This window comes from Halostagnicola kamekurae, assembly GCF_900116205.1.
Classification (GTDB): domain Archaea; phylum Halobacteriota; class Halobacteria; order Halobacteriales; family Natrialbaceae; genus Halostagnicola; species Halostagnicola kamekurae.
Genome location: NZ_FOZS01000001.1, coordinates 1060627 through 1082482, shown reverse-complemented (window position 1 = coordinate 1082482; position 21856 = coordinate 1060627). Strand labels below are relative to the sequence as shown.

Here is a 21856-nt window from a genome sequence, read left to right as displayed (position 1 = left end):
GGCAGACCCGTCCTACCCACGGATTTATCACAGGTCATTGCGAACAGCGGACATATGAGCGTTCCCGGCATCGTACAGTCTACTCTCGGTACCGAAGAGATCGTCGCGCGCGTCTCGCTCGGCGGGGACGACGAGCTCTTCATCACGCCGACGGACTCGATTATCTATCGTGCTGACGGACTGCTGAGCGACGAATCGGTCGAGGAGTTCCCCCACGACGCCGACCGATTGACGATTTCGGATGGCCGACGAAAGACGCGGTTCACGCTCGAGTACGCCCTCGATGGCACTCGAGAGTTCACGGTTCCGTCGGGATCGACGGACGACGTGCTCACGCCGCTCGTCGCCGGCGTGTTGAACGGCAACGGCATCTCCGACGCCGGCGAGGAAGTGATCCGGGCCTACCGGTTCAGCGAGCTCACGCTGATCGTCACCAGCGACCGACTCGTCAAACACATCGGCGAGGCGGTGTGGGACGAGGACTTCGAGCAGTATCACTTCGACGACGTGACCAACCTCTCGTTCGAGGACGGCAGCGTCGCCACCCAGATCGTCCTCGAAGTCGAGGGACGACCGAAGCGGATCAAAGCGCCCAACGACGAGGCGGCCGACCTGCGAGAGCGCCTCGAGCGCGCACTGTTTGCCTATCACGGCGTCGATTCGCTGGCCCACCTAAACGACGCGGTCGGTCACGAGACGGAACCAGAACCGAGCGAGGATCCCGCAACGGCCTTCGGCGAGGGGGTCGATCCGCTCGACGCGAATCCGCCGGCACCCGAGGACCTAGACCAGCAATCTGCAGGGGAGTCGTCCGACGGGCCAAACCCGACTCAGGCCTCGAGCGCCGATTCGGACGCGGTGACGGGCGCCGGTTCGACCGCCGTCTCGAGTACCGAGTCGAATCCGAATACGCGCGCCGATTCGAGCCCGGCCGCGAGCGCTGAGACGACGACTGAAATGGACGCCGGATCGAACCAGCGTTCGGCCGTCGAAACCGCTCCCGACGGGGAAACCGATCCGCAACAGGTCGACCCGCTCGCGTCGGGTTCGTCCCGAGACGAATCGTCGGACCAGCACCTCGAGCCCGAGACCGCCGATCGATCGTCGGGCCCCGAAACGGACGAAACCGAAGACGTATCGGACGATGGGGGGCCAGACGCGGCCGATGACGGCGCCGAATCGACGTCCACTTCGTTCGGTGAGAGCGGCTTTACGGCCGCGACGGCTGGCACCGATCCGGAACTGCTCGAGCGACTCGACGAACTCGAGGAGACAGTCGCGAGACAGACGGCGATGCTCGAAAAGCAACAACAGACCATCGAACAGCTCATCGCCGAGCTTCGACAGGGACGGTAGCGCTACTACCCAGCCGAGGCGAGACGACTTTCTCCGACCGAGTACTCATTCACGACCGGTGACTTTTCTGATACACGAGGAGCCGAAGGGCCCGATCTCCCCGGCCTCGAGGTCGAGGAAGTGACCCGTCGAGAGGCCGGACCCGCAGCGCTGACATTCGAAATCGCCCTCTTTCGTAATCACGTCTTCGCCGAAACGCACATACTGTCGACTCTTCGGGCGGATGATGCCGTCGTCGCGTTCGATTATCCCTCGCAATTCCGCCTCGTCGAGGATCGTTCTGGTCACGGTCGGATCGGCGGTCACGATCTCGAGCCGGTCGACGGCGTCGGCGAGCGGCAGCGACTCGTGTTCGAGTCGCTCGAGTATGGCCAGTCCCCGTTCGACGCGGTCGTCCATCGATGAGTGCTGGCCTGCGGAGGCGAATAAGCGTTGTGTCCCCGGCCGCGAGACACAAAACCTTCGGTAATCGAGTCGAAACGTCGGTCGATGACGCGACTCCCGCGGCGTGCGATCGCAGGCGCACTCCTCGTGAGCGCGATCGCCACGGCGGGAGCGCTGGTCTCGCCGGGCGGAGCGAGCGCCCTTCTCGAGTCGATCGTCGGTGATCCCGTTCGATTCACCCTCGTCCTCGCGGGGCTGTATCTCGTCCGACCGCTGTTCGCCTGGCCGACGACGGCGCTTTCGTTCGTGGTCGGCTACGGCCTCGGCGTGACACTCGGTGTGCCGATCGCACTCGTCGGCGTCGTCGTCACCGTGACGCCGGTTTTCTTCGCGGTTCGGTGGGCCGTCTCCGACCCGGCGACGGAGTCGTTGGAGACGTTGCCGTTCGGCGAGACTATCGACCGGGCCGGAAGCGCCATCGGTCGGTACTATCGAACGGCGGGGCCGATCCGCGGGGTGATCGCCTCGAGACTCGCGCCGATCCCGTCGGACGTCGCGACCTGCGCCGCCGCCGGGAGCGGCGTCTCGTATCCCCAGTTCGTCGTCGGAACGGTGGTCGGCGAACTCCCGTGGACGGTCGCGGCGGTCGTCGTCGGATCGTCGGCCGCGACCGTCAGTACGGGTGGACTCGGGCAACTGGGCGTAGTCGTTACCGCGTGCTGTCTTCTCGCAGTCGTCGTCTTACTCGCAGGGCCTGCCGCCCGCGCGTTCGGAACCGAATCCGCGGAGCAGAGCCGTCGTGAGGAGGGGACGAGCCCGTCGTCTGAGTCGCGGTAGCGGGCGAGATCGAATCGACGGTCGTCGAAACAGTAAACGACAATACCATGTATCACGACCCACAGTATCGACGTATGACCGCAGTCGGTATCGACGCCGTCGAAATCTGGACCGGTAACCTCAAACTCGATTTACCCGGCGTGTTCGCACCCGAGAAGGGCGAAGACCCCGAGAAATACACCAAAGGGCTCGGACTGAACGCCAGTTCGTTCCCCGACAGCTACGAGGACATCGTCACGATGGGTGCCAACGCGGCTCACCGGCTGATGGAGCGAAAGAGACTCGAGCCCGACGACATCGGTCGGATCGACGTCGCGACCGAGAGCGCCTTCGACAACTCCAAGCCGGTCTCGACGTACATCGCCGGCTGTCTCGAGTCGGTCTTCGACGGCGACTTCCACCACGCGAACAAAGGCGAGCGGAAGTTCGCCTGTATCGCGGGCACCCAGAGTCTCGACGACGCGTACAACTGGATCCGCGCGGGTCGCAATCGCGGCCGCGGGGCGCTCGTGATCGCAACCGACACGGCGCTGTACGCTCGAGACGACCCCGGCGAGGCGACTCAGGGGGCGGGCGCGGTCGCGCTGTATATCACCGAAGACCCGGATCTGGTCACGCTGTCGACCGAGCAGGGGTACGGCTCGGCCGACGAGACGGACTTTCTCAAGCCCAACCAGCAGTTCCCAAGCGTCGACGGCAAGCGCTCGGTGCAGGTGTACCTCGCCCGCATGCGCGAAGCGCTGGTCGATTACCAGAGCGTCGCGGGCGAACTCCACCTCGACGACGTTCGGTTCGTGCCGTTCCACACGCCGTTCCCCGGCATGGTTCGCAAGGCCGCGATGTTGGCCTACCGCCACATCATCCGCGATACGGCAGTCGAAGACGAACTCGCCGAGGAAATCGGTCGGCAACCCCGCTCCGAGGCGTTCGAAACCGACGATGAGTTCCGCGACGCGCTTCGGGAGTACATGGACGGCCTCAAAGAGACCGACCGCTACCAAGAGTGGTACGCCGAGACGATCGACCCGACGCTGACGATCGCTCGAGAGGTTGGCAACTGGTACACGGGCTCGGTCCACGTCGCCCGGATCAGCGCGCTCAAATACGCTCTCGAACAGGGCGAAGACATCGCCGGACAGACGCTCGCGGTCGGCTCCTACGGCAGCGGTGCGCAGGCCGAAATCCACACGGAGGTCGTACAGGACGGGTGGAAAGAGGAAATCGAAGCGCTCAATCTCGACGAGCAGCTCGCGGATCGATACGAGTTGACCTGGGACGATTACGAGGAGATCCACGACGCACACAACCACGACATGGACGTGGATATCGAGTCGATGACCGCCCCTGACGGCGAGTTCGTCTTCGGCGGGTGGGGGCGGATGGGCGAACGGGAGTACGAGTACGTCGAGTAATCGACGGCTCCCCCGAGTAAGCCCGGTCGGTAGTCAGGCGCGGTCGACTAAACTACGGCTCGAGGGAACGACTGGACTCCCGGTTCGGGCCGGGCGGCGTCGAGTGACGATGTGTTTTGTCTCGGTCGACGAGACGGGGCCGAAAGCGGAACACGGTTTTTGTGCCTCGGTGACCTTTCTCACCCATGAACGGATTACAGGTATCTGGGAGTCCGTACGCGCCACACACGGACGAAACCCTCGAGGCGATGCTCGACGCGGTCGAGGCCGACACGGTCGAAGCGATCTTCGACGTTCCCGAGTCGGTTCGGTACGACGGCGAGTACGGAATCGAGGCCCGAACGGAACGGGAGACGCGCCGACTGGTCCGGTCGATACTCGAGCGCAACGACGACCTGACGGAACTGCTGGGACGGGGCCACTACGGCTACTACGTCCCGTCGGTCGTCGATCACCTGGCCGATCGCTCCGAGTTTCTGACCTCCTACACGCAGTACCAGCCCGAGATCTCACAGGGGTTCTTGCAGGCGCTGTTCGAGTACCAGTCGCTGCTCGTCGAACTGACGGGTCTCGAGGTCGCGAACTGCTCGATGTACGACGCCGCGAGCGCGCTCGGTGAAGCGGCGACGCTCGCGAACCGGGTCCGGCCGACCTCGGGCCACCGCGTGCTCGTCCCCGAACTCCTGAGCGAGGGGCGACGGAGCACTCTCGAGAACTACGTCGCCGGCACCGACCTCGAAGTCGAAACCTACGCGTGTGCGGACGGAACCGTCGACCTCGATGCACTCGAGCGGGCGGTCGACGAGGAGACCGTCATGGTCTACGCGGAAAACCCGACGATTCGGGGAACGATCGAAGAACGGCTCGAGGAGATCGGGACGGTCGCCAGTGACGCGGATGCACTGTTCGTCCTCGGAACCGATCCGATCGCGCTTTCGCTGCTTCAGAAACCGGTGGACGTCGGCGCGGACGTCGTCGTCGGCGACGCGAGCGTGCTCGGACTGCCCGCGAGTTACGGGATGGGCCTCGGCCTGTTCGCGACCCGCGAGTCACACCGCAGACAGGTTCCGGGTCGGCTCGTCGGTGCGAGCGAGGACGCGACGGGGAGACGCGCCTTCACGCTCACGCTCCAGACGCGAGAGCAGCACATTCGCCGCGAGCGCGCGACCAGCAACATCTGTACGAATCAGGCGTGGGTCGCGCTCCGGACGGCGATCCACGCGGCGGCACTCGGGCCCGACGGGATGATCGAACTCGCGAAACGCGGCGTCACTCGAGCCGAATCGCTCGCCGCGGAGGTCGACGCGCTCGTCGGCGCCAAAGCGCCCGTCCACGACCGGCGGCACTTCCGCGAGTTCGTCGCCCACGTCGATCAGCCGGCGAAAGCAATCGCCGACGACCTCGAGCGAGACGGCTTCGCGGTCCACGTCGTCGGCGAACACGAACTACAGATTTGCGTCGCCGGGACCACGGACGGCGAACTCGAGGCGTTCGTCGACGCCCTCGAGGGGGTGCTCTGATGAGCGACGACAGCGCCGGGGAGCCGCTCGGACGCGTCGATCCGAGCGGCCGCTCGCGGTACGACCAGGCTCGATACGTTCGAAACGGCGTCTACGAGCCCTTACTCGTCGAGAAAGATCGAACGCGCGTCGAGATCGGTGACTCGCCGCTCCCCGAGGACCTGACCAGAGACGACCTCGAACTCCCCGACCCGTCCGAACCGGAACTCGTTCGTCACTACACGCGTCTCTCCCAGATGATCTACGGGATCGACAGCGGCCCGTACCCGCTGGGATCCTGCACGATGAAGTACAACCCGAAGTTCACCGAAGACGTCGCGGCTCTCCCGAGCGCGCTCGTCCATCCGGACCGCTCGGTCGAGTCGATTCAGGGGACCCTCGAGGTACTGGGCCAACTGCAGGAATACCTCGGTCGTATCGGGGGTATGGACGCCGTGACCCTCCAGCCGCCAGCGGGAGCAGCCGGCGAGTTCGTCGGCATCCGCGTCGCCGCGGCCTACCACGAGCACAACGACGAGGGCCACCGCAGCGAGGTGATCGTCCCCGAGAGCGCCCACGGGACGAACTTCGCGACCGCCGCACTCGGCGGCTACGATGTGGTCTCCCTGCCGAGCGACGAGAGCGGACGGGTCGACCTCGAGGCGCTCGAGGCCGCACTGTCGGAGGACACGGCGGCGCTGATGCTGACCAACCCGAACACGTTGGGGGTGTTCGAACGCGATATCGAACGCATCGCCGAGATGGTCCACGACGCGGGCGGCTTGCTCTACTACGACGGCGCGAACCTGAACGCCCTGCTCGGTCGTGCCCGCCCCGGCGATATGGGCTTCGACGTGATGCACTACAACGTCCACAAGACGTTCGCGACGCCACACGGCGGCGGCGGACCGGGTGCCGGGCCGGTCGGCGTCGTCTCCGAACTCGCACCCTTCCTCCCCGAACCGCGAGTTCGCGAGGCAGACGGCGGCTACGAACTGTTCGCCCCCGACCACTCGATCGGCCACGTCCACGGTTATCAGGGCAACTGGCTCGTGCTCGTGAAAGCGTTCGCGTACATCGCCAGACTCGGAGACGACGGCCTTGCCGACTCGAGCGCGAAGGCCGTCCTCAACGCGAACTACCTCGCGAGCCAGATCGAGTACGACGTACCCTATGGCCCGTTCCACCACGAGTTCGTCGCCAGCGCCGGCGAGCAAGACGCCGCCGACGTCGCCAAGCGAATGCTCGACTACGGCGTCCACCCGCCGACGACCAAGTGGCCCGAAATAGTCCCCGAGGCGCTCATGACAGAACCCACCGAAATCGAAAGCAAAGAGACGCTCGATCAGCTCGCGGCCGCGTTCAACGCCGTCGCCGAGGACGGAGACGAGGTCCTCGAGTCCGCACCCGAGCGGACGACTGCCCGCCGAATCGATCAGACGAGTGCCGCCCGAAATCCGCGGCTGTCCTGGCACGCACTCGAGGATGAGTAGCGTCGCGCTCTCGGATCGTTGGGCCGCGTCGAGAAATCGAGAGACAGAAAAAGCGTCGTCCGATCGAGGTAGCGGTTATTCGCCGCCGCCGAACATCTGGCGCATCATCGGGTGCATCTCCATCATCTGCTCTTCGGCGATCTCCTCGTACAGTTTGTACGTAATGGAGACCGCGAGCAGGAGGCCGGTCCCGTCGACCCCGCCGATGGTGCCGAGCATGTTCGCCCAGACAGCGAGCAGCCCGACGAGCGCACCGCCGATGACGGTCACTTGCGGGATATACCGCTCCATGACCTTCTCGATGACACCGACGTTCTGGCGGAAGCCGGGAATCTGCATCCCCGAGTTCTGGATCTGTTGGGCCGTCGCGTCCGGGCCCATGTCAGTCGTTTCGACCCAGAAGACCGCGAAGATCGCACCGCCGACGACCATGAACGTGAGGTCGATACTGACCCGGATCATGACCATCCACCAGGCCTGGTCGACCGCCGCGGTCCACCACATCCAGTCCTGAGGCGAGTAGATCGGTGACATGTAGTAGAAGAACCCAGAGACAGGCGTTCCACCACTGTAGACGCCGAGTATGCTCGGCATCCCGATCTGCGTTTCGACGATCTGGCCGATGAACTGGATGTTCGCCTGCAGCGCGCGAACGAGGATCATCGGCAGGACGCTCGCGTAGATGAGCTTCACCGGGAAGCGACCGCGAGCGCCTTTCACTCGAGAGTGACTCAACGGGATCTCGACGCGCACCGATTCGGCGTAGACGACGATCGCGAAGATCAGGATCGTCGTAAATAGTGCGAGGAGCTGTCCCTGGTTGAGCAGTATCGTGTTCAGTCCGTCGCTACTGAAGACCGAACCGACGGCGATATCGCCGGTGATGATGCGATACCAGTCGAAGAAGAACCCGCCGGCCTGGGGCTGGATGAATCCGGCGACCAGCCGCTGGCTGACGCCGGCGATGATGAACAGCCCGATACCGCTTCCGATCCCCCACTTGCTGACGACCTCGTCCATGTAGAGGACGAGGATCCCGCCAGCGAAGATCTGGGCGAACATCAGCAGTTTGATCTCTGTCGCCGAGAACGCGAAGCCGCCGAGTTGCAGCGACTGCTGGGCTGGGAGGATGCCGCCGGCGAACACCATCGGGAGCGCCGTCAGCGCGGTCATCGCGACGACGAGGACCTTCTGGAGTCCCTGATAGAGGACCTGATCCCGTGGGTCGTCCGTGTCAAGGCCGAGCAGATTCGCACCGCCGAGCAACTGCATGACGATGCTGGCCGTGACGATCGGGCCGATACCGACCTGGAGCAGCGAGCCCTGAGCACCGGCGATGACCGAGCGGAACTGACCGTAGATGTCCTGTCCGCTCGCGGCACCGAGCAAGTTGATGTTCGTCAAGAAAAAATACAACACGAGGATACCCGCCGTCCACGCGAGCTTGCGCTTGAAGGGAACGTGTCCCTCCGGACGACGTACTGTCGGCATCCGCGTCAAAACCGGTTCGGCGGCTTCCTTCCATCCCATATGTTATTCCTCGTCTGATTCGTCGGCGTCGGCTTCGGCGTCCGCAGCTTCCTCCGCGCGCTCGGAGAGAACCGGCTCTCCGCCCGCGTCCTTGAGTTTTTCTCGAGCGGCATCGGTAAAGGCATCGGCCGTGATCGTAAGCGTGTTCCGGACCTGACCGGTGCCCAGGACTTTCACGACGTCCGCCTCGTGACCGTCTTCGACGACGTCGCGGGCGTCGATCTCGTAGCCGTCGCCGGATTCGTCGGCGAGGTCGTCCGCGACGTAGAGCGCGACGTCTTCGTCGAGCTTCTGGACGTCGATTTCGACGACATCGTCGCGAATACCCTGCGGTCGTTTGAAGCCGTGTTTGTGCTTCGGTTCGTAGTTGTGGAACTCGTGTTTTGAGCGCCCGGCACGACCGCGTCCGCCCCGATGGCCGGCCCCTCGACGATTCTTGTGGGAGCCGCCACTGTGCGTTCGCGAGCCGCGTTGGCGTCGTTTTTTACTCGTCATGGTTATCGCATCGATTCTAGGAGGTCGTTAATCTCCTGGGTTGTATGTTTTCCGAGTTGGCCACCCTCGGCGGCGGCGTGTTTGAGGCCGTCGTGACCGCCTCGTGGCGGGTGCAATCGAAGCGTCGGCGAGAGACCTTCCTCGCGAAGCGTCGTCTCTTCGGCCAGCAGCGCTTCGGCCAGTTCGCTAAACTCGCTGTACTCCGTGTTCTCCTCGAGCCACTCCTCGTCGACGTCGGACTGACGTCCCTCCAGCGGTTCCGCTCGGTTCGCGAGCAGCGTTGCGAGGACGTCCTGATCCGGTTCGCCGTGGGCGACGAAGTCGTTGACCTTCGTCACCATTCCCCGGTACGCGTCGGTATCCGGGATCAGCGTCGCATGGTTGACGTTGTGGATGTTGAGCATCGAGAGCGTGTCGTCGACTTCGGTCTCTCGATTCACCTCGCCGCGAAGCTGTACGACGGCTTTCATCCGTCGATCACCTCGGGCTGGCGCGCCTGCGAGGCGTTCTCGAGCGCGTTGTAGGTCGCCTTCGCGAGGTTGACCGTCGTTCGGGTGTTACCGTGGCTTTTCGTCCATGCGTTTTCGATGCCCGCGAGCTCGAGGACGGCGTTGACGGTGTCACTCGCCGCAAGTCCCAGGCCTTCCGGCGCGGGGATGAGTTCGACCTCGACGGAGCCGGCTTTGCCGGTCGTCTGGTGGGTCAGCGAGTGTGGCCGGTCGGACCGGTCCTCCCAGGATCCCGAACCGCGTGGGACCTTGATCATGTTGAGCTTCGCGATACCGATCGCCTTCTGGATGGCAGAGCCGACCTGATCGTCTCGTCCCTCGGCGTACCCGATGAATCCATCGCGGTTGCCGACGACACAGACACAGCGGAACTTCACCCGCCGTCCGGAGTCGGTCATGCGCTGGACCATGTTGATGTCGAGAACCTCGTCGTCCAGTCCGGGGAGGAGCTGGTCGACGATTTCGGGTTCCTTCAGGGGAAGCCCCGTGTTGAGGGCGTCTTCCATCGTGTCGATGTCGCCCTCCTGGACCTTCCGGCCGAGACGGGTGACCGGCTGCCAGCCGTCGTCGTAGTCGTTTCCACTCATTCTAGGATCGCCTCTCGTACGTCATCGAAGTGTTCGGGTAGTTCGGTCGCATCGAACTCGCCGCTGTAGAGCGGTTCGTCGAGGCTCTCAGCGTACTCGGCGATGTGCTCGCCGCGAGTTCGCTCCCAGTCCGCGAGGACGCTATCGTTGTGGGGTATCTCGATACCGGCGTCGATCGCACCCTCTTGAACGGCAAAGGCCTTGTTGCCGGGCGTCGCCGTGTTCAGACCGATGTCGAGGACCGCCTCCTCGAGATCGGATTCGACTGCGCGTTTGCCGGCCAGCAGGCCGGTCAGGTACGCCGCCGGAATGTTCCCCGTCGGTGCTTCCCAGCCATACTCGGCTAGGTCGCTCGAGTGTGCACTCGCGATCGTTTCGTCGCCCTGGGGTCCGGGGGAGATCAGCTGCGCCGTAGTGTGCTTGTTGCTCTTGCGAGCAACGAGGCGGGGCTTGCCCGATTTCAGCAGGCGCAACCTCTGGTGGTAATCCGTCCGGACCTCGCGGCGACGACGCATCGGTACTTTGTATCGTGGTCCTGTCGCCATTATTGGTCACCGTAGTTGTCGTCGATGTAGTTCAACAGGTACCGAACGCTTCGGAACTCGCCACCGCCCGCTTTCTTGTAGAGCTGACGGTACTGCGTCGGCGTCAGTTCGCCTTTATCGCGAAGTTCGCGGAGCTTTCGGCGCTGTGCGCGAATCTGTTTGGTCCACTCGTCTTTCTCGTTCTGGCGTGCGCCCTTCTTGCCGCGGCGCTTGCCCGGGCCGTTCTGGTGGCCATACGCGCGTTTCGCGTTGCGCTCACGGGCCTGTCCGCGGGAGTTCCCGCTCGCTTCCTCGGCCTGGATAACGCCCTGATCGACGAGGTCGCGGATCTCGTCACGCGTGATCGCCTCGGCGATGTCGGACTGGGCCTCGGGATCGAGCCAGACACGATTCTCGCCGACGTCGAGGACGTCGGACGCCAGTCGTTTCTGTGCGGAAAGATCAGTCATTGTTCGTCCTCCACTTCGACTTCCACGTAGGTCGGGTTCAACACGCGAACGCCGTCGTCTTCGGCGAGTTCCTCGATTCGCTCGCGTTTGCGAGCGCCGACCGAGGAGGCGATCCGAACCGCCTGGGTATCGCCGTCGACACCCTCGAGGTCGTCCGTGTTCTCGACGTAGACCTCTTCGAAGCCGCTCGGGTGTTTGCCTCGAACGGCTTTCGGCGTTCGGTAGCCGGCCTGAACCTTCGGCCCCTTTCCTTTGACGCCTTTGCGCTGCTTCGAGAGCTGACCGCGCGGGCGTCGCCAGGATTCGGGCGTCCGCTTTTTCATGTGGTAGTCCTGCCGGTTGAACTGCGGTTTGCCTTCAGCGCTGCGTTGGCTCAGCAAACGCTGTTCGTTCTCCGAGAGCTCCGGCGTCTTCTCGACGAGACCGCGTGGTTGCAGTTCCGTCTCGACGTCTTCGTCGACCTCCGCCTCGGCGTCTTCATCTTCGATCTCGGCTTCGGTCTCCTCGGAAACCTCGAGGTCGCCGACGTCGGCCTTGATACGCGCGGCGAGCGCGTTGCCGATGCCGTCGATCTCGGCGAGGTCGTCCTGTGACGCCTCTTTGACGTCCGTGACGGACTCGTATCCGTCATCGCGAAGCGCGTCGGCTTTGCTCGCGCCGACGCCGCTGATGCTCTCGAGATCTTCGGGCTCGTCGCCCGCGTCGACCGCTTCCGAGGTGGCCTGTTCGTCAGTGTCATCTGCGTGTTCGTCGTCTGCCATCTATCAGGCACCTCCGGTTGCCGGCTTTTCGGTGATGTAGACCCCGTCTTGGAAGACGCGGGTGTCCTTTCCTTTGACCTTCGTCAGCTGTTCGATGTCAGCCGCGGTCTGTCCGACGTCCTCTTTGTTAGGACCGACGAGGGTGAGTTGCTCACCGTCGACGGAGACGTCGGTGTCACCGTGGATAGTCGTTCGTCGCTCTGCCTTCTCGCCAAGGAAGTTCTCGATGACGACCTCGCTGCCTTCCGCGCGGACCTGCATCGGGAAGTGAGAGTAGAAGACTTCCATCTTGTACTCCCAGCCCGCGGTCACGCCGTGAAAGGCGTTCTCGATGTGGCTCTCGAAGGTGCCAACGGTCGCGTTCGTTTTCGCGTCCTCGTTGTCACTTTCGATGACCACGGTGTCGTCTTCGACCTCGACGGTCACGTCGGGATACCAGAGACGCCGCGTGATGGTGCCTTCCGGACCCTCGACGGTCACGTCGAGATGGTCGACCTCGGCAGTTACTTCGTCGGGAATTTCCAGTTCAACTCGCATTGTTAGTAGACGTATGCGATCACCTGCCCTCCAATCCCCTTCTCGCGCGCCTCGTAGTGGCTCATGATGCCACTGCTCGTCGTGACGACGAGCGTCCCGAAGTCTCGAGCCGGGAGGAACCGTTTCTCCCATTTCTCGAATTCATCGGCACCGACGGCGTAGCGGGGTTTGACGGGCCCACATTCGTTGATCGCTCCTTTCAGTTCGACTTCGAACGTTCCGGCCTTTCCGTCATCGACGAGATCGAATCCGTCGATGTACCCGCGGTCGTAAAAGACCTCGAGCACGCTGCCGATTTCGTTCGAGGCGGGCTGTACCTCGTGGCTCAGGTGCCCGACATCCTCCGCGTTGTCGAGCCCCGAAAGCGCGTTGCTGAGCGGATTATTCCCTGTCATCTGTACTTCTTGAATCCCATGTCGCGGGCGATTTCGCGGAAGCACTGCCGGCAGAGGTTGATGTCGTACTTGCCGACGAGCCCCTGCTTTCGACCGCAGCGCTGGCAGGCCTCGATCTGGCCCGTGCGCTTTTCGGCGTGTTCGCCCGTTCGATCGTTTTCACTTTCACTCATCTGTGGACTCCTCCACGTCGACGTCGAAACTGGCCTCGAGGTACGCGATCGCGTCCTCGGGCGTCAGTCGATGTCGCGATGGAATCTGTTGGGTCGCTTTGTCGCGTTTCGAGACGCGGTATCCCGGTCGGACCAGGTTGACAGTCACGTCAAGCCCGTAGATCCCGATGCTCGGGTCGTACTCCTGACTCGGGAAGTCGGTGTGTTCCTCGACACCGAAACTGAAGTTCCCCGTGTCGTCGAACTGGTTCGCCGAGAGGTCGGCGAGAGCCAGGGCCGTCTCGAGGAATTCGGTCGCGTCGTCGTCGCGGAGCGTGACTTTGGTACCGATCGGCTCTCCCTCGCGGATTCCGAACTCGGGTTCGGTCCGTTTGGCCTGCGTTCGAACGCTCTGCTGGCCGGTGACTTCCTCGATGATGTCTTCGGCTTTCCCGAGGTCGCGGCCACCGCGGCCGACACCCATGTGGACGACGACCTTCTCGACGCGCGGTTGGCGCATCTCGTGGAACTCGGCGTCGCTCGCTTCGCTCATTCGTCATCACCCGTGAACTTCTCGTCGATAACGAAGACGTACTCCTCGACGGTCTCGAACAGCTCGTCGTCGGTCTCGACGGTCACGATGTTGGATCCGCTCCCCCTCGTGACTTCGATGTTCTCGATCGTTCCGATCTTGCCGGCGTGGTTGCCGCGAACGGCCGTCACGAGTTCGCCCTCCTCGTACGGGAAGTGGGCGACGATCGATTTGTCGTCGTTGTCGATGACCAGCGAGTCTTTCGCGCTGTACTCGTCGTCGACGATGACGTTCGTTCCGTCGTGCAGCGTCAACTGGGTGTCCCCACCCGTGACCTGTTGTTTGTTTTCGATCTTGCCGAGGCGGCTATCGGCCGCGTCGGCGTCGATCGGGGTCAGCGCGAGCCGACCGCCCTCGTCGGGGAAGATTCGATAGTACTCCTCGAGGTCCGGGAACGCGACGATGTCGAACATGCCGATCGGGCGCTGTTCGTCGTTGATCGCGTCGCCGTTGACGAGGATCGAGTCCTCCGAGAGCGCGTAGCGCGCTTCTTTCTTCGAGTCGACGTAGCCGAGAACGTCCCGCAGGAGAACGACCAGCGGAACGCCAGCTTCACCGTGCGGGCCGGCGCCGGCCTTGACGGTGAACGTCTCGGTCTTGCGTTCGACGGGCCAAGATTTCGGTACCGAGAGTCGTTTCTGATGCTTGCTCATGCAGTCTCACCTTCCAGGCGCGCCTCGCGTCGGTCGTCCTCGAGATCGAGTTCGGTGATGCGAACGTTCGAGGACTCGAGCGGCCGCGGCACTTCCTCGCCGTCTGCCGTCTCGATCGTCACGTCCTCGACGTGGATCACCTGCTCGGTAAGGTCGACACGCAGCACTTCACCCTCCTCTCCGGCGTGATCGCCGCGCATGACTTCGACCGTGTCGCCCGCGTTGACGCGGGTGCGACGCGTGTCGTACTCGTCGCGGAGATCGTCCGAAAGGGTGGCGTGAAGCTGCTTCTGTCGCTGGTGAAGCGGGGCACGCGCAGTTTCGTTTCGCTGTTTGTGTGGTTGTTCGCTCATTGTCTATACGATCATCGTTGCCGTGCTGGCGATTGCTCCGAAGCGCTCTGCGACCTCGCGGGCGATCGGGCCCTTGATTTCCGTGCCGCGGGGCTCTTCGTTCTCGTCGATGATGACCGCCGCGTTGTCCTCGAACTTCAGCCGCGTGCCGTCGGGCCGGCGGATCGACTTCCGCTGGCGTACGACGACGGCCTCGAGGACCTGTCGGCGCATCTCGGGAGTACCCTTCGTGACCGAGACGGTCACTTTGTCACCGATGCCCGCCTTCGGCTGGCGGCTCTTGGTGCCGTGGTAGCCCGAAACGCTGATAATCTTGAGTTCCCGCGCGCCGGTGTTGTCGGCACACGTGACCAGCGACCCCTTCTTGAGTCCCTGGGTGACGTCGGCTTTCATCGCCTCCATCACTGATCACCGTCGGTTTCGTCTTCGTCCGCGTCCGCGGCGACGTCCTCGGCCGAGAGTTCCCGTTCCGGTTCGCTCTGACGGGTCAGCTCGGCGAGGTCCTCGGCGGTCGCTTCTTCGGTTACTTCGACGACCACGTGCGATTTCGTCTTCGACAGTGGTCGGGTCTCTGCGATCTTGACCGTGTCACCGACCGAGAGCGGCTCGAGCACGCCCGGCACGTGTGCCGGAATGCGCGAGCGACGTTTCATCTGACGGTCGTACTTCGGAACCGTCACGTCGTACTCTCGCTCGACGACTACGGACTTGTCCATGTCCGTCGAGACGACTGTTCCCTCGAGGATCTGTCCTCGAACGGAAAGCTCGCCGTAGAACGGACACTTCTCGTAGTCGTACTCCTCCGGGTTTTCTGGTTCCGGAGGCGTTGTTACGTCTAGTCCTATTGCCATGGTGAGTCACCTGACGTTTCTGTTCGTCGGGCGGGTCGTGAGAGCAGCCGCGATCCATCGACCGTAACGTAGGCTACGTCCTCGCCAGCGGCGTGCCAGTCGGCACGACAGCCGTCGGTAGGAGCGCCGGCTCGGTCCTCGCCGGAAGACGAGGGTTGAGTGTCGGCCAGTTTGGACGCAGTCCCCGAGGACTTCTCGTCCCCGGCGGCTTCATCTGTGATCGCGAACTCGAATACCGTGCCCGATTTCGGCACCATCACCACCCGAGACGTTCCGTCTTCACGATCGACCGTCGAACAGTCTCGCCAGCGTTCCGCCTCGGGCGGAACGCAGACCTCAATCGAGAGCGTCTTCATCGTCTCGACGACGACGCGGCCCTCGAGGCCCTCCTGTCCCTCGTCGTCGCTCTCGACGACGCGGACCGGAAGTCCGTTGAGTTCGTGTCGCGGGAGTGTCTCTGGTGTGAGTGCCATCGTTCTTTCGTTATTCGTCTGTGTCAGCCGCGGTTTCGCTGCCACCGCTCGAAGACGCGTTGTCCTCGAGGTCGCCTTCTTCCTGCTGGATCGTCTTGATCCGCGCGATGGTGCGGCTCAGTTCGCCGATGCGACCCGGGTTCTCCGGCGCACCGCCGGCCGCGAGAACGGACTTCTGGTTGAGCAACTCGGTCTCGAGTTCCTCGAGTTCCGCCGCTCGCTCCGCGGCCGTCATGTCACGGATCTCCGCGACGTGGAGGATCGCCATCAGGAATCACCCTCCTCGGCATCCTCGTCGTCCGCCGCTTCCATCTCGTCTAGAAGCTCCTCGGCTTCGGCTTCGACGTCTTCCTCGAGTTCGTCGAGGTCCTCCTCGACGTCCTCGGCGGAATCGTCGGCCTCCGCGTCGGGCTCCTCGGATTCGACTTCTTCTTCGATGACCTCCTCGACGACTTCTTCGTCGAGGTCGGACTCGTCCGTGTCGGCTTCTGGCGCAGCATCCTCGTCCTCGTCAGCTTCCGTAGCCTCGTCCGCTTCGGGCTCGCCCTCGAGCAGCTCTTCGACGCCTTCGTTCGCTTCGACGGCGTCGGGGACGACCTCTTCGGGATCCATGTCGTCGTGGATCTGGAAGTCGTCGGGGAGTTCGGCTCCCGGCGGGATGATCTTGACGTCCACGCCGATGGTGCCGAGTTTCATGACCGCAACGCCCTGGCCGTGGTCAACGACCTCTTCGGCGGGCTCGCCGTTGTGCTTGATGTAGCCACGGTTGAACTTCTCGACGCGCGAGCGTGCGCCCGTCACCTTTCCGGAGAGGACGATCTCGGCACCGAGCGCGCCGGCTTCCATGATCCGGTCGATCGTCGTGTGACCGGCCTTGCGGAAGTACCAGCCGCGCTCGAGTGCGTTCGAGAGTCGGTCGGCGACGATTCGAGCGTTCAGGTCGGGTTCTTCGACCTCCTGAACGTCGATCTGTGGATCCTCGAGGTTGAATCGGTCCTCGAGGGCCGTCGTCACCTTCCGAATGTTCTCGCCGCCTTTGCCGATGACCATCCCAGGTTTCTCCGCTTTGAGAACGATCTGGGTTCCCATCGGCGTCTTGGCGACGTCCATGCCACCGTAGCCCGCACGACCGAGTTCCTCTTCGAAGAACTCGTCGATCTGCGATCGCTGTAGGCCGTTTTCGATGAATTGGTGTTCGTCTGCCATTTAGTTCTCACCTCCCTCGTCGGCGGCGTCTGCCGATTCGACGACGATCTCGACGTCGACTTGCGGCGTGTTCCACGACGAGGCCCGTCCCATCGCGCGCGGTTTCCGGCCGACGGACTCGCCGACCTTGTGGGCGGCGACGTGGACGATTTCCATCGATTCCCCGTCGAACCCCTGGTGTTCCGCGTTCGCGGTGACGTTCTCTAAGAGGTCGAGGAACTCCTCGCTGACCTTCTCCGGGTAGCGGCCGGCGTCCCAGCCCTCGACGTCCGATCGGTGTCCGACGCCGCTGTTGTGCGAGCGGAACGGAACCGACTGCTTCTCGTCGATGACGTCCTGCAGGTACGCCTGGGCGTCCCCAACGGTTCGACCCTTGAGTTCGCGTGCGACCTCTTTGCTGTGCTTGTGGCTCATGTGACGCTCCCGGAGCATCGCCTTTGCAGTGGAGTCCGGATCGGCGTCGACTGAGTAGTTGATTCCCATGCGTTGATCACTTCAGTGGGACGAACTTCGACGAGCGAGTCGCACCGATACCGGCCTGTCCGTGTTCGACGGACGTCCGGGTCAACTGGAACTCGCCGAGATAGTGACCGATCATCTCGGGTTCGACTCGCACGCGCTCGAAGGACTGGCCGTTGTACACGGCAAACGTGAGTCCGACGAACTCCGGGAGAATCGGCATGTTCCGGAGGTGCGTGCGGATCGGCGCGTTCGCTGTCGTCTCCTCGTCTTTCTCGCGGGCCTTCTCGAGCAGTTTCTCCTGCTCGACCGAGAGGCCGCGTTCGATACTTCGCCGCTTGCGAGCGGGCAGCAGTTCCACGACGTCATCGAGGTCCATCTCCTGCAGTTCCTCGAGCGTGTGGCCGCGGTAGGTGAACTCACCTTCACGGCCGGTTCGGTAGTCAGAACTCATTTGTTACCACCTCGGCCGGTTCGGCGCGAGGAAATGTCGCCCACCTTTCGTCCCGGCGGCGCGTCCCGCGAGACGGACTTGGGCTTGCCGGGGTGCTGGCGGCCACCGCCACCGAAGGGGTGGTCGATCGCGTTCATCGCAACACCGCGGACGCGAGGCCACTTCGTGCCTCGCGCTTTCATCTTGTGGTATTTGTTCCCTGCCTTGACGAACGGCTTCTCCGTTCGACCGCCACCGGCGACGACACCGATGGTCGCACGACACTGCGGGTCGAGGCGCTTGACCTCGCCGCTTGGAAGCTGTACGACCGCCGCGTCGCGGTCGTGTGTGATCAGGTCCGCGTTGACCCCAGAGGAGCGGGCGAACTTGCCGCCGTCGCCCTGGTTGGCCTCGACGTTACAGATCGGGACTCCCTCGGGGATCTCCGCCAGCGGGAGCGTGTTCCCGGGCTTGATCTCCGCGGAGATGCCGACCTGAATCTCGTCGCCGACCGTCACGCCCTCCGGCGCGAGGATGAGTCGCTGATCGCCGTCTTCGAACTCGACGGCGACGACCGGCGCGGAGCGGGCAGGGTCGTGTTCGACGTCGACGACCGTCCCGCGAACGATATCGCTGTCCTCGGGCTTTTTGTGCTCGAGATTTGCCTTGTACCGGTGTGAGGGAGCACGGAACGTCGGCGTCCCGCGTCCGCGTCGTTGTCCGAGAATTCGTCGTCCCATTCTCAGAACACCCCGATTCGCGAGGCGACTTCCTGTGCGTCGTCGTCCTCGGAGAGTTTGACGATTGCTTTCTTGGTTCCGTTCATCGTTATCTGCGTGTTGACGTCGGTGACGCCGACGTCGAAGCGCTCTTCGACGACGTCTTCGATCTCCGGTTTGGTGGCGTCGACGTTGACGACGAACTGGAGCTTGTTCTCGAAGTCCATGTCGTTCATCGCCTTCTCGGTGACGAGCGGATAGTCGATGATCGATTTCATCGCTCGGCCACCTCCTCGAGTGCGCTTTCGGTCCAGACCGTCAGTCGGCCCGGCTGGGTGCCCGGCGCGAGGTCCTCCGCGTTGACTTCGGCGGCGGTCGCGACGTCGGCACCGGCGAGGTTGCGAGCGGCCCGCGACGGACCGGTCTCGCTCGAGGTGACGAAGAGGATCGATTTCGGCGTGTCGTACTTCCGTCCGCGGGTCGTCCCACGTCCGGATCGGACGTTTCGACCCTCGTCGGCGCGCTCGATGTCGGCGTCGATGCCGACTTCCTCGAGGAAGGAGACGACCTCCTTCGTCTTGACGAGGTCCTCGAACTCGTCGCTGACGACCAGCGGGAGCTCGGCGTCGTCGTCGAACTGGTGACCGCGCTCGGCCACGAGTTCGGCGTCGGTCGTCGCAGCGATCGCGCTGCGGACGGCCAGTTTCTTCTCTTTCGTGTTGATCGATTCAGTCTGGTCCTTCTCGGCTTTCGGCGGGTGTGCCTTTCGTCCCGAGACAGCCTGTGGAACGCGTCGTGCGCGTCCGTTCTCTCGCGGAACGTGGGCCATGCCGCGGCCGCTACCGAACGATTCGGCGGGCGTTCGCATGCCCGCGAACTCGTCGGCGCCGTAGTCCTGTTTTCGGTTGGCCTGTGACGTGCGGACGGCACGGGCGATCAGGTCCGGGCGGAACTGCGTGTCGAAGACCGCCGGGAGCTCGATTTCCCCTGCGTCTGCACCGTCCAGGTCGCGTACTGTTGCCTGCATGGGTTATCCCTGGTTTGATGCGGTGGAGACGTACCGAACCTCGGGATCGAGGCGCGGCTGGTCTCCGGGTCGGATCGCCGGGCGGAAGCGTACGAGACGCTTGTTCGGCCCGGGGAGCGAGCCCTTGATCAGCGCGTGCGGCCCGTCGACTTCGCCGTAGTTGACGAAGCCGCCGTCGACCGTCGCGTCTGCGCCGTCGCCGATGTCGACGAGGCGTTTGTTCAGTTCGGTTCGCTGGTGGTAGCCCGTCTGTCCCTGCTGTGGAACCGTCGAGCGAACGCGGCTCGGGTTCCACGGACCGAGGTTACCGATGCGGCGGCGCCATCCCTGCCGGGCGTGTTTGCCCTTTCGCTTCTGGACGCCCCAGCGTTTGACCGGTCCCTGCGTTCCTTTCCCTTTCGTGACGCCGCTCGCGTCGACGTACTCGCCGGCGCGGAAGACGTCGTTCAGGACGTGCTCGCCGCCGTCGGCGACCAGCTCGAGTGCGAACTCGAGACGTTCCTCGACGGAACCGCCGCCGACGCGGGTCTCCATGACGTCCGGCTTCTTCTTCGGGATCGACTGTACGGAACCGGGTACTGTGTGGGTGATGACGCGAACGTCGTCGACGCGGCCCTGCTCTAGCAGGTCGCGCACGTCGGCTTCGGCAGCCTCGACGTCGTAGTCATCTCCGGGAAGGTCCAAGACGCGATCGAGATCGTCCTCGAACTCGTCGGTCCAGACCTCGGTTATCGGCTTGATACCATACGGTGTGTCTTCGTACGCACGCAGAGCGACGGCGCGCATCGGCGGCGTCTCCACGATGGTGACGGGAACGGTCGTCTCCATTCCCTCGGTCGTCGAGTTAGCGGCGTCGTCGACCATTACCACGTGGGTCATGCCGGCCTTGTAGCCCGCGAAGCCCTGGAGCGTTGGCTGTCCATCGTCGTCCGGCCACGAGTTAAACCGTGGGACCTCGCTGGTCGCACGCTGTCGTGGACCGAACCCGAGTGAGCCTTTGCGTGGTGCGTTTGGTTGTGGCATTCTATCACGCTCTCAGTGTGAGGGAAGCGAGCGTGGCGAACAGCGCTTCTTCCGTTCGCACGACGTCGCTTCCCTGGTTCGGAACCGTATTGAGCCAGAGGTCGAACCCCGGATCGCCGTTGGGTTCGACGTCTGTGTCGTCCGCGGCGTCGAGTCGCGCGACACCATCCGTTCGCACGGTGTCGGCGTCGATGCCGAGGATTGCCGGCAGCCCTCTCTCGGGCGCACCGAACGCGACGGTGAGACCGTCCCGCTCGATTCGTCCGGCCAGCGTCTCGAGTTTCCCCACGGTGAGCGCTTCACCGAACCGGGAAGCTGCGATTCGAACGCCAGCATCCTCACGGCTGAGAGCCGCCGAAAGGTCCGTTTGCTCGATCGACAACCCCTGTGTGGGCTTGCCGACGATTTTCGCACGGACCGGTCGTCGCGAAGAGATCCTGACTGTCACGCGCTCTCCCTGCTCGAGTGCCATCTCCGACGGCACGTTCAGAGAGATCGGGTGTTGCAGACCGCAATTGACCCGGACGCGTTGATCAGGTCCGACCTCGGTCACGATTCCGTGTCTTTTCGACCCCGAATCGTCGGATTCGGAGCCGGTCTGTGACGGTGCGCGGAGCGGCGGTAAGACGCCCACGTACTCCAGTTCGTCCCGCTTGCCCCAGATCTCCTTTCGGAGATGCGGAGGCGTCGTGGCGTACCGCAGTACGGTGCGTACGAACCCGCCGTCTAATTTCCCCGTTTCGCCCTCCCGGTCCGGGAAGACGATCAGGCGATCAGCCCGAAAGATCGTCGCCGCGCGGGCGACGTATCCGAGTTTGCGAGTCGCCTCGCGTTTGTCCTCGGCTTCTCGAGCGAGCGACGACGGCACGAGTACGCGTGTGGTCATACCGTGACGCTTCGGCGCCTCGTCACTAGACTGTAGCGATATTTCCTGACGGGATCTTAAAAGGGTAGCGGAATCGTTTCCGGCTGTGACACTCTGACAGTCTCGAATTCGTGCGTATCAGCCACACGCATAGTTGCGTCACCTAACGCGTTCGGTCGACCGCCGTTTTTCGGCAGATTCGGTGGTTTCCAGCGGACTGGAGCTCGAGGCCGGGAAATCGACGCCGTCGTGTGATTGTCT

31 protein-coding genes are annotated in these 21856 nt (G+C 63.7%); 5 read left to right on the top strand and 26 right to left on the bottom strand.

Annotated elements, in window-relative coordinates:
• Nucleotides 1–54: 54 nt before the first annotated feature.
• Nucleotides 55–1356: a DUF7115 domain-containing protein gene (locus BM348_RS05490; RefSeq protein ID WP_092902744.1), complete on the top strand. Its 1302-nt coding sequence runs from the start codon at nt 55–57 to the stop codon at nt 1354–1356.
• A 45-nt stretch (nt 1357–1401) separates the two neighbouring features.
• On the opposite strand, the gene BM348_RS05485 is transcribed toward BM348_RS05490, so the two are convergent.
• A complete protein-coding gene (locus BM348_RS05485) occupies nt 1402–1755 on the bottom strand; it encodes a DUF5830 family protein (protein WP_092902742.1) in 354 nt (117 codons plus the stop codon).
• 90 nt (nt 1756–1845) lie between these two features.
• On the opposite strand from BM348_RS05485, the gene BM348_RS05480 reads away from it, so the two are divergent.
• From BM348_RS05480 to gcvPB, 4 genes are all read left to right on the top strand, one after another.
• A complete protein-coding gene (locus BM348_RS05480) occupies nt 1846–2577 on the top strand; it encodes a TVP38/TMEM64 family protein (protein ID WP_092902740.1) in 732 nt (243 codons plus the stop codon).
• Between the two features lie 74 nt (nt 2578–2651).
• Entirely contained in the window at nt 2652–3989 is a 1338-nt protein-coding gene (hmgB, locus tag BM348_RS05475) for a hydroxymethylglutaryl-CoA synthase (RefSeq protein ID WP_092902738.1), read from the top strand.
• 185 nt (nt 3990–4174) lie between these two features.
• Complete coding sequence (gcvPA, locus tag BM348_RS05470) at nt 4175–5509, top strand: aminomethyl-transferring glycine dehydrogenase subunit GcvPA (protein WP_092902736.1); 1335 nt, start codon at nt 4175–4177, stop codon at nt 5507–5509.
• On the top strand, nt 5509–6981 hold the full coding sequence (gene gcvPB, locus BM348_RS05465; protein ID WP_092902734.1) for an aminomethyl-transferring glycine dehydrogenase subunit GcvPB: 1473 nt from the start codon (nt 5509–5511) through the stop codon (nt 6979–6981). Before gcvPA ends, gcvPB begins: the two co-directional genes overlap by 1 nt.
• Before the next feature lie 75 nt (nt 6982–7056).
• On the opposite strand, the gene secY is transcribed toward gcvPB, so the two are convergent.
• From secY to BM348_RS05340, 25 genes are read right to left on the bottom strand one after another with little or no spacing between them, the layout of a single operon-like run.
• Nucleotides 7057–8511 carry a preprotein translocase subunit SecY gene (gene secY, locus BM348_RS05460; protein WP_092902732.1) on the bottom strand — a complete coding sequence of 485 codons (1455 nt, stop codon included), beginning with the start codon at nt 8509–8511 and terminating at the stop codon, nt 7057–7059.
• Between the two features lie 3 nt (nt 8512–8514).
• Entirely contained in the window at nt 8515–9006 is a 492-nt protein-coding gene (locus tag BM348_RS05455; RefSeq protein WP_092902730.1) for an uL15m family ribosomal protein, read from the bottom strand.
• A 2-nt stretch (nt 9007–9008) separates the two neighbouring features.
• The gene (locus BM348_RS05450; RefSeq protein WP_092902728.1) at nt 9009–9476 is read right to left on the bottom strand and encodes a 50S ribosomal protein L30; all 468 of its coding nucleotides are present in this window, start codon (nt 9474–9476) and stop codon (nt 9009–9011) included.
• The gene (locus BM348_RS05445) at nt 9473–10102 is read right to left on the bottom strand and encodes a 30S ribosomal protein S5 (RefSeq protein WP_092902726.1); all 630 of its coding nucleotides are present in this window, start codon (nt 10100–10102) and stop codon (nt 9473–9475) included. The genes BM348_RS05450 and BM348_RS05445 overlap by 4 nt, the downstream gene beginning before the upstream one ends.
• A complete protein-coding gene (locus BM348_RS05440) occupies nt 10099–10647 on the bottom strand; it encodes a 50S ribosomal protein L18 (RefSeq protein ID WP_092902724.1) in 549 nt (182 codons plus the stop codon). The genes BM348_RS05445 and BM348_RS05440 overlap by 4 nt, the downstream gene beginning before the upstream one ends.
• On the bottom strand, nt 10647–11096 hold the full coding sequence (locus tag BM348_RS05435) for a 50S ribosomal protein L19e (RefSeq protein ID WP_092902722.1): 450 nt from the start codon (nt 11094–11096) through the stop codon (nt 10647–10649). The genes BM348_RS05440 and BM348_RS05435 overlap by 1 nt, the downstream gene beginning before the upstream one ends.
• The gene (locus BM348_RS05430; RefSeq protein WP_092902720.1) at nt 11093–11857 is read right to left on the bottom strand and encodes a 50S ribosomal protein L32e; all 765 of its coding nucleotides are present in this window, start codon (nt 11855–11857) and stop codon (nt 11093–11095) included. Before BM348_RS05430 ends, BM348_RS05435 begins: the two co-directional genes overlap by 4 nt.
• A 3-nt stretch (nt 11858–11860) precedes the next feature.
• A complete protein-coding gene (locus BM348_RS05425) occupies nt 11861–12394 on the bottom strand; it encodes a 50S ribosomal protein L6 (protein ID WP_092902718.1) in 534 nt (177 codons plus the stop codon).
• A gap of 2 nt (nt 12395–12396) precedes the next feature.
• A complete protein-coding gene (locus BM348_RS05420) occupies nt 12397–12789 on the bottom strand; it encodes a 30S ribosomal protein S8 (protein ID WP_049953238.1) in 393 nt (130 codons plus the stop codon).
• A complete protein-coding gene (locus BM348_RS05415) occupies nt 12786–12962 on the bottom strand; it encodes a 30S ribosomal protein S14 (RefSeq protein ID WP_050050016.1) in 177 nt (58 codons plus the stop codon). Before BM348_RS05415 ends, BM348_RS05420 begins: the two co-directional genes overlap by 4 nt.
• Nucleotides 12955–13494, bottom strand: coding sequence for a 50S ribosomal protein L5 (locus tag BM348_RS05410; RefSeq protein ID WP_092902716.1), 540 nt, complete (start codon nt 13492–13494; stop codon nt 12955–12957). Before BM348_RS05410 ends, BM348_RS05415 begins: the two co-directional genes overlap by 8 nt.
• Nucleotides 13491–14186: a 30S ribosomal protein S4e gene (locus tag BM348_RS05405; protein ID WP_092902714.1), complete on the bottom strand. Its 696-nt coding sequence runs from the start codon at nt 14184–14186 to the stop codon at nt 13491–13493. Before BM348_RS05405 ends, BM348_RS05410 begins: the two co-directional genes overlap by 4 nt.
• Entirely contained in the window at nt 14183–14539 is a 357-nt protein-coding gene (gene rplX, locus BM348_RS05400; protein ID WP_092902712.1) for a 50S ribosomal protein L24, read from the bottom strand. The genes BM348_RS05405 and rplX overlap by 4 nt, the downstream gene beginning before the upstream one ends.
• A gap of 3 nt (nt 14540–14542) precedes the next feature.
• The gene (locus BM348_RS05395) at nt 14543–14941 is read right to left on the bottom strand and encodes a 50S ribosomal protein L14 (RefSeq protein WP_049953233.1); all 399 of its coding nucleotides are present in this window, start codon (nt 14939–14941) and stop codon (nt 14543–14545) included.
• Nucleotides 14941–15390, bottom strand: coding sequence for a 30S ribosomal protein S17 (locus BM348_RS05390; protein ID WP_092902710.1), 450 nt, complete (start codon nt 15388–15390; stop codon nt 14941–14943). The genes BM348_RS05395 and BM348_RS05390 overlap by 1 nt, the downstream gene beginning before the upstream one ends.
• The gene (locus BM348_RS05385; RefSeq protein WP_092902708.1) at nt 15381–15863 is read right to left on the bottom strand and encodes a ribonuclease P protein component 1; all 483 of its coding nucleotides are present in this window, start codon (nt 15861–15863) and stop codon (nt 15381–15383) included. The genes BM348_RS05390 and BM348_RS05385 overlap by 10 nt, the downstream gene beginning before the upstream one ends.
• A gap of 10 nt (nt 15864–15873) precedes the next feature.
• On the bottom strand, nt 15874–16131 hold the full coding sequence (rpmC, locus tag BM348_RS05380; protein WP_092902706.1) for a 50S ribosomal protein L29: 258 nt from the start codon (nt 16129–16131) through the stop codon (nt 15874–15876).
• Nucleotides 16131–17069: a 30S ribosomal protein S3 gene (locus tag BM348_RS05375; RefSeq protein ID WP_092902704.1), complete on the bottom strand. Its 939-nt coding sequence runs from the start codon at nt 17067–17069 to the stop codon at nt 16131–16133. Before BM348_RS05375 ends, rpmC begins: the two co-directional genes overlap by 1 nt.
• Nucleotides 17070–17552 carry a 50S ribosomal protein L22 gene (locus BM348_RS05370; protein ID WP_092902702.1) on the bottom strand — a complete coding sequence of 161 codons (483 nt, stop codon included), beginning with the start codon at nt 17550–17552 and terminating at the stop codon, nt 17070–17072. It abuts the gene before it with no gap.
• A gap of 7 nt (nt 17553–17559) precedes the next feature.
• A complete protein-coding gene (locus BM348_RS05365) occupies nt 17560–17982 on the bottom strand; it encodes a 30S ribosomal protein S19 (RefSeq protein WP_092902700.1) in 423 nt (140 codons plus the stop codon).
• A complete protein-coding gene (locus BM348_RS05360; RefSeq protein WP_092902698.1) occupies nt 17979–18701 on the bottom strand; it encodes a 50S ribosomal protein L2 in 723 nt (240 codons plus the stop codon). Before BM348_RS05360 ends, BM348_RS05365 begins: the two co-directional genes overlap by 4 nt.
• Before the next feature lie 2 nt (nt 18702–18703).
• The gene (locus tag BM348_RS05355) at nt 18704–18958 is read right to left on the bottom strand and encodes a 50S ribosomal protein L23 (RefSeq protein WP_050050027.1); all 255 of its coding nucleotides are present in this window, start codon (nt 18956–18958) and stop codon (nt 18704–18706) included.
• Nucleotides 18955–19707, bottom strand: a complete 753-nt coding sequence (gene rpl4p / locus BM348_RS05350; RefSeq protein ID WP_092902696.1) for a 50S ribosomal protein L4 — start codon at nt 19705–19707, stop codon at nt 18955–18957. The genes BM348_RS05355 and rpl4p overlap by 4 nt, the downstream gene beginning before the upstream one ends.
• A 3-nt stretch (nt 19708–19710) precedes the next feature.
• Nucleotides 19711–20730 carry a 50S ribosomal protein L3 gene (locus BM348_RS05345; protein ID WP_092902694.1) on the bottom strand — a complete coding sequence of 340 codons (1020 nt, stop codon included), beginning with the start codon at nt 20728–20730 and terminating at the stop codon, nt 19711–19713.
• A 4-nt stretch (nt 20731–20734) separates the two neighbouring features.
• Complete coding sequence (locus BM348_RS05340) at nt 20735–21616, bottom strand: putative RNA uridine N3 methyltransferase (RefSeq protein WP_092902692.1); 882 nt, start codon at nt 21614–21616, stop codon at nt 20735–20737.
• Nucleotides 21617–21856: the final 240 nt, after the last annotated feature.

Coding starts and splice junctions, on each gene's coding strand:
- gcvPB (WP_092902734.1), top strand. CDS start 5,509: ATGAGCGACGACAGCGCCGGGGAGCCGCTCGGACGCGTCGATCCGAGC.
- BM348_RS05450 (WP_092902728.1), bottom strand. CDS start 9,476: ATGAAAGCCGTCGTACAGCTTCGCGGCGAGGTGAATCGAGAGACCGAA.
- rpl4p (WP_092902696.1), bottom strand. CDS start 19,707: ATGCAGGCAACAGTACGCGACCTGGACGGTGCAGACGCAGGGGAAATC.
- gcvPA (WP_092902736.1), top strand. CDS start 4,175: ATGAACGGATTACAGGTATCTGGGAGTCCGTACGCGCCACACACGGAC.
- BM348_RS05420 (WP_049953238.1), bottom strand. CDS start 12,789: ATGACAGGGAATAATCCGCTCAGCAACGCGCTTTCGGGGCTCGACAAC.
- BM348_RS05490 (WP_092902744.1), top strand. CDS start 55: ATGAGCGTTCCCGGCATCGTACAGTCTACTCTCGGTACCGAAGAGATC.
- BM348_RS05340 (WP_092902692.1), bottom strand. CDS start 21,616: ATGACCACACGCGTACTCGTGCCGTCGTCGCTCGCTCGAGAAGCCGAG.
- BM348_RS05415 (WP_050050016.1), bottom strand. CDS start 12,962: ATGAGTGAAAGTGAAAACGATCGAACGGGCGAACACGCCGAAAAGCGC.
- BM348_RS05430 (WP_092902720.1), bottom strand. CDS start 11,857: ATGGCAGACGACGAACACGCAGATGACACTGACGAACAGGCCACCTCG.
- rplX (WP_092902712.1), bottom strand. CDS start 14,539: ATGAGCGAACAACCACACAAACAGCGAAACGAAACTGCGCGTGCCCCG.
- BM348_RS05405 (WP_092902714.1), bottom strand. CDS start 14,186: ATGAGCAAGCATCAGAAACGACTCTCGGTACCGAAATCTTGGCCCGTC.
- BM348_RS05410 (WP_092902716.1), bottom strand. CDS start 13,494: ATGAGCGAAGCGAGCGACGCCGAGTTCCACGAGATGCGCCAACCGCGC.
- BM348_RS05345 (WP_092902694.1), bottom strand. CDS start 20,730: ATGCCACAACCAAACGCACCACGCAAAGGCTCACTCGGGTTCGGTCCA.
- BM348_RS05455 (WP_092902730.1), bottom strand. CDS start 9,006: ATGACGAGTAAAAAACGACGCCAACGCGGCTCGCGAACGCACAGTGGC.
- BM348_RS05425 (WP_092902718.1), bottom strand. CDS start 12,394: ATGCGAGTTGAACTGGAAATTCCCGACGAAGTAACTGCCGAGGTCGAC.
- BM348_RS05440 (WP_092902724.1), bottom strand. CDS start 10,647: ATGGCGACAGGACCACGATACAAAGTACCGATGCGTCGTCGCCGCGAG.
- BM348_RS05445 (WP_092902726.1), bottom strand. CDS start 10,102: ATGAGTGGAAACGACTACGACGACGGCTGGCAGCCGGTCACCCGTCTC.
- BM348_RS05395 (WP_049953233.1), bottom strand. CDS start 14,941: ATGGAGGCGATGAAAGCCGACGTCACCCAGGGACTCAAGAAGGGGTCG.
- BM348_RS05390 (WP_092902710.1), bottom strand. CDS start 15,390: ATGGCAATAGGACTAGACGTAACAACGCCTCCGGAACCAGAAAACCCG.
- BM348_RS05360 (WP_092902698.1), bottom strand. CDS start 18,701: ATGGGACGACGAATTCTCGGACAACGACGCGGACGCGGGACGCCGACG.
- secY (WP_092902732.1), bottom strand. CDS start 8,511: ATGGGATGGAAGGAAGCCGCCGAACCGGTTTTGACGCGGATGCCGACA.
- BM348_RS05365 (WP_092902700.1), bottom strand. CDS start 17,982: ATGAGTTCTGACTACCGAACCGGCCGTGAAGGTGAGTTCACCTACCGC.
- BM348_RS05485 (WP_092902742.1), bottom strand. CDS start 1,755: ATGGACGACCGCGTCGAACGGGGACTGGCCATACTCGAGCGACTCGAA.
- BM348_RS05480 (WP_092902740.1), top strand. CDS start 1,846: ATGACGCGACTCCCGCGGCGTGCGATCGCAGGCGCACTCCTCGTGAGC.
- BM348_RS05355 (WP_050050027.1), bottom strand. CDS start 18,958: ATGAAATCGATCATCGACTATCCGCTCGTCACCGAGAAGGCGATGAAC.
- rpmC (WP_092902706.1), bottom strand. CDS start 16,131: ATGGCGATCCTCCACGTCGCGGAGATCCGTGACATGACGGCCGCGGAG.
- BM348_RS05375 (WP_092902704.1), bottom strand. CDS start 17,069: ATGGCAGACGAACACCAATTCATCGAAAACGGCCTACAGCGATCGCAG.
- BM348_RS05435 (WP_092902722.1), bottom strand. CDS start 11,096: ATGACTGATCTTTCCGCACAGAAACGACTGGCGTCCGACGTCCTCGAC.
- BM348_RS05370 (WP_092902702.1), bottom strand. CDS start 17,552: ATGGGAATCAACTACTCAGTCGACGCCGATCCGGACTCCACTGCAAAG.
- hmgB (WP_092902738.1), top strand. CDS start 2,652: ATGACCGCAGTCGGTATCGACGCCGTCGAAATCTGGACCGGTAACCTC.
- BM348_RS05385 (WP_092902708.1), bottom strand. CDS start 15,863: ATGGCACTCACACCAGAGACACTCCCGCGACACGAACTCAACGGACTT.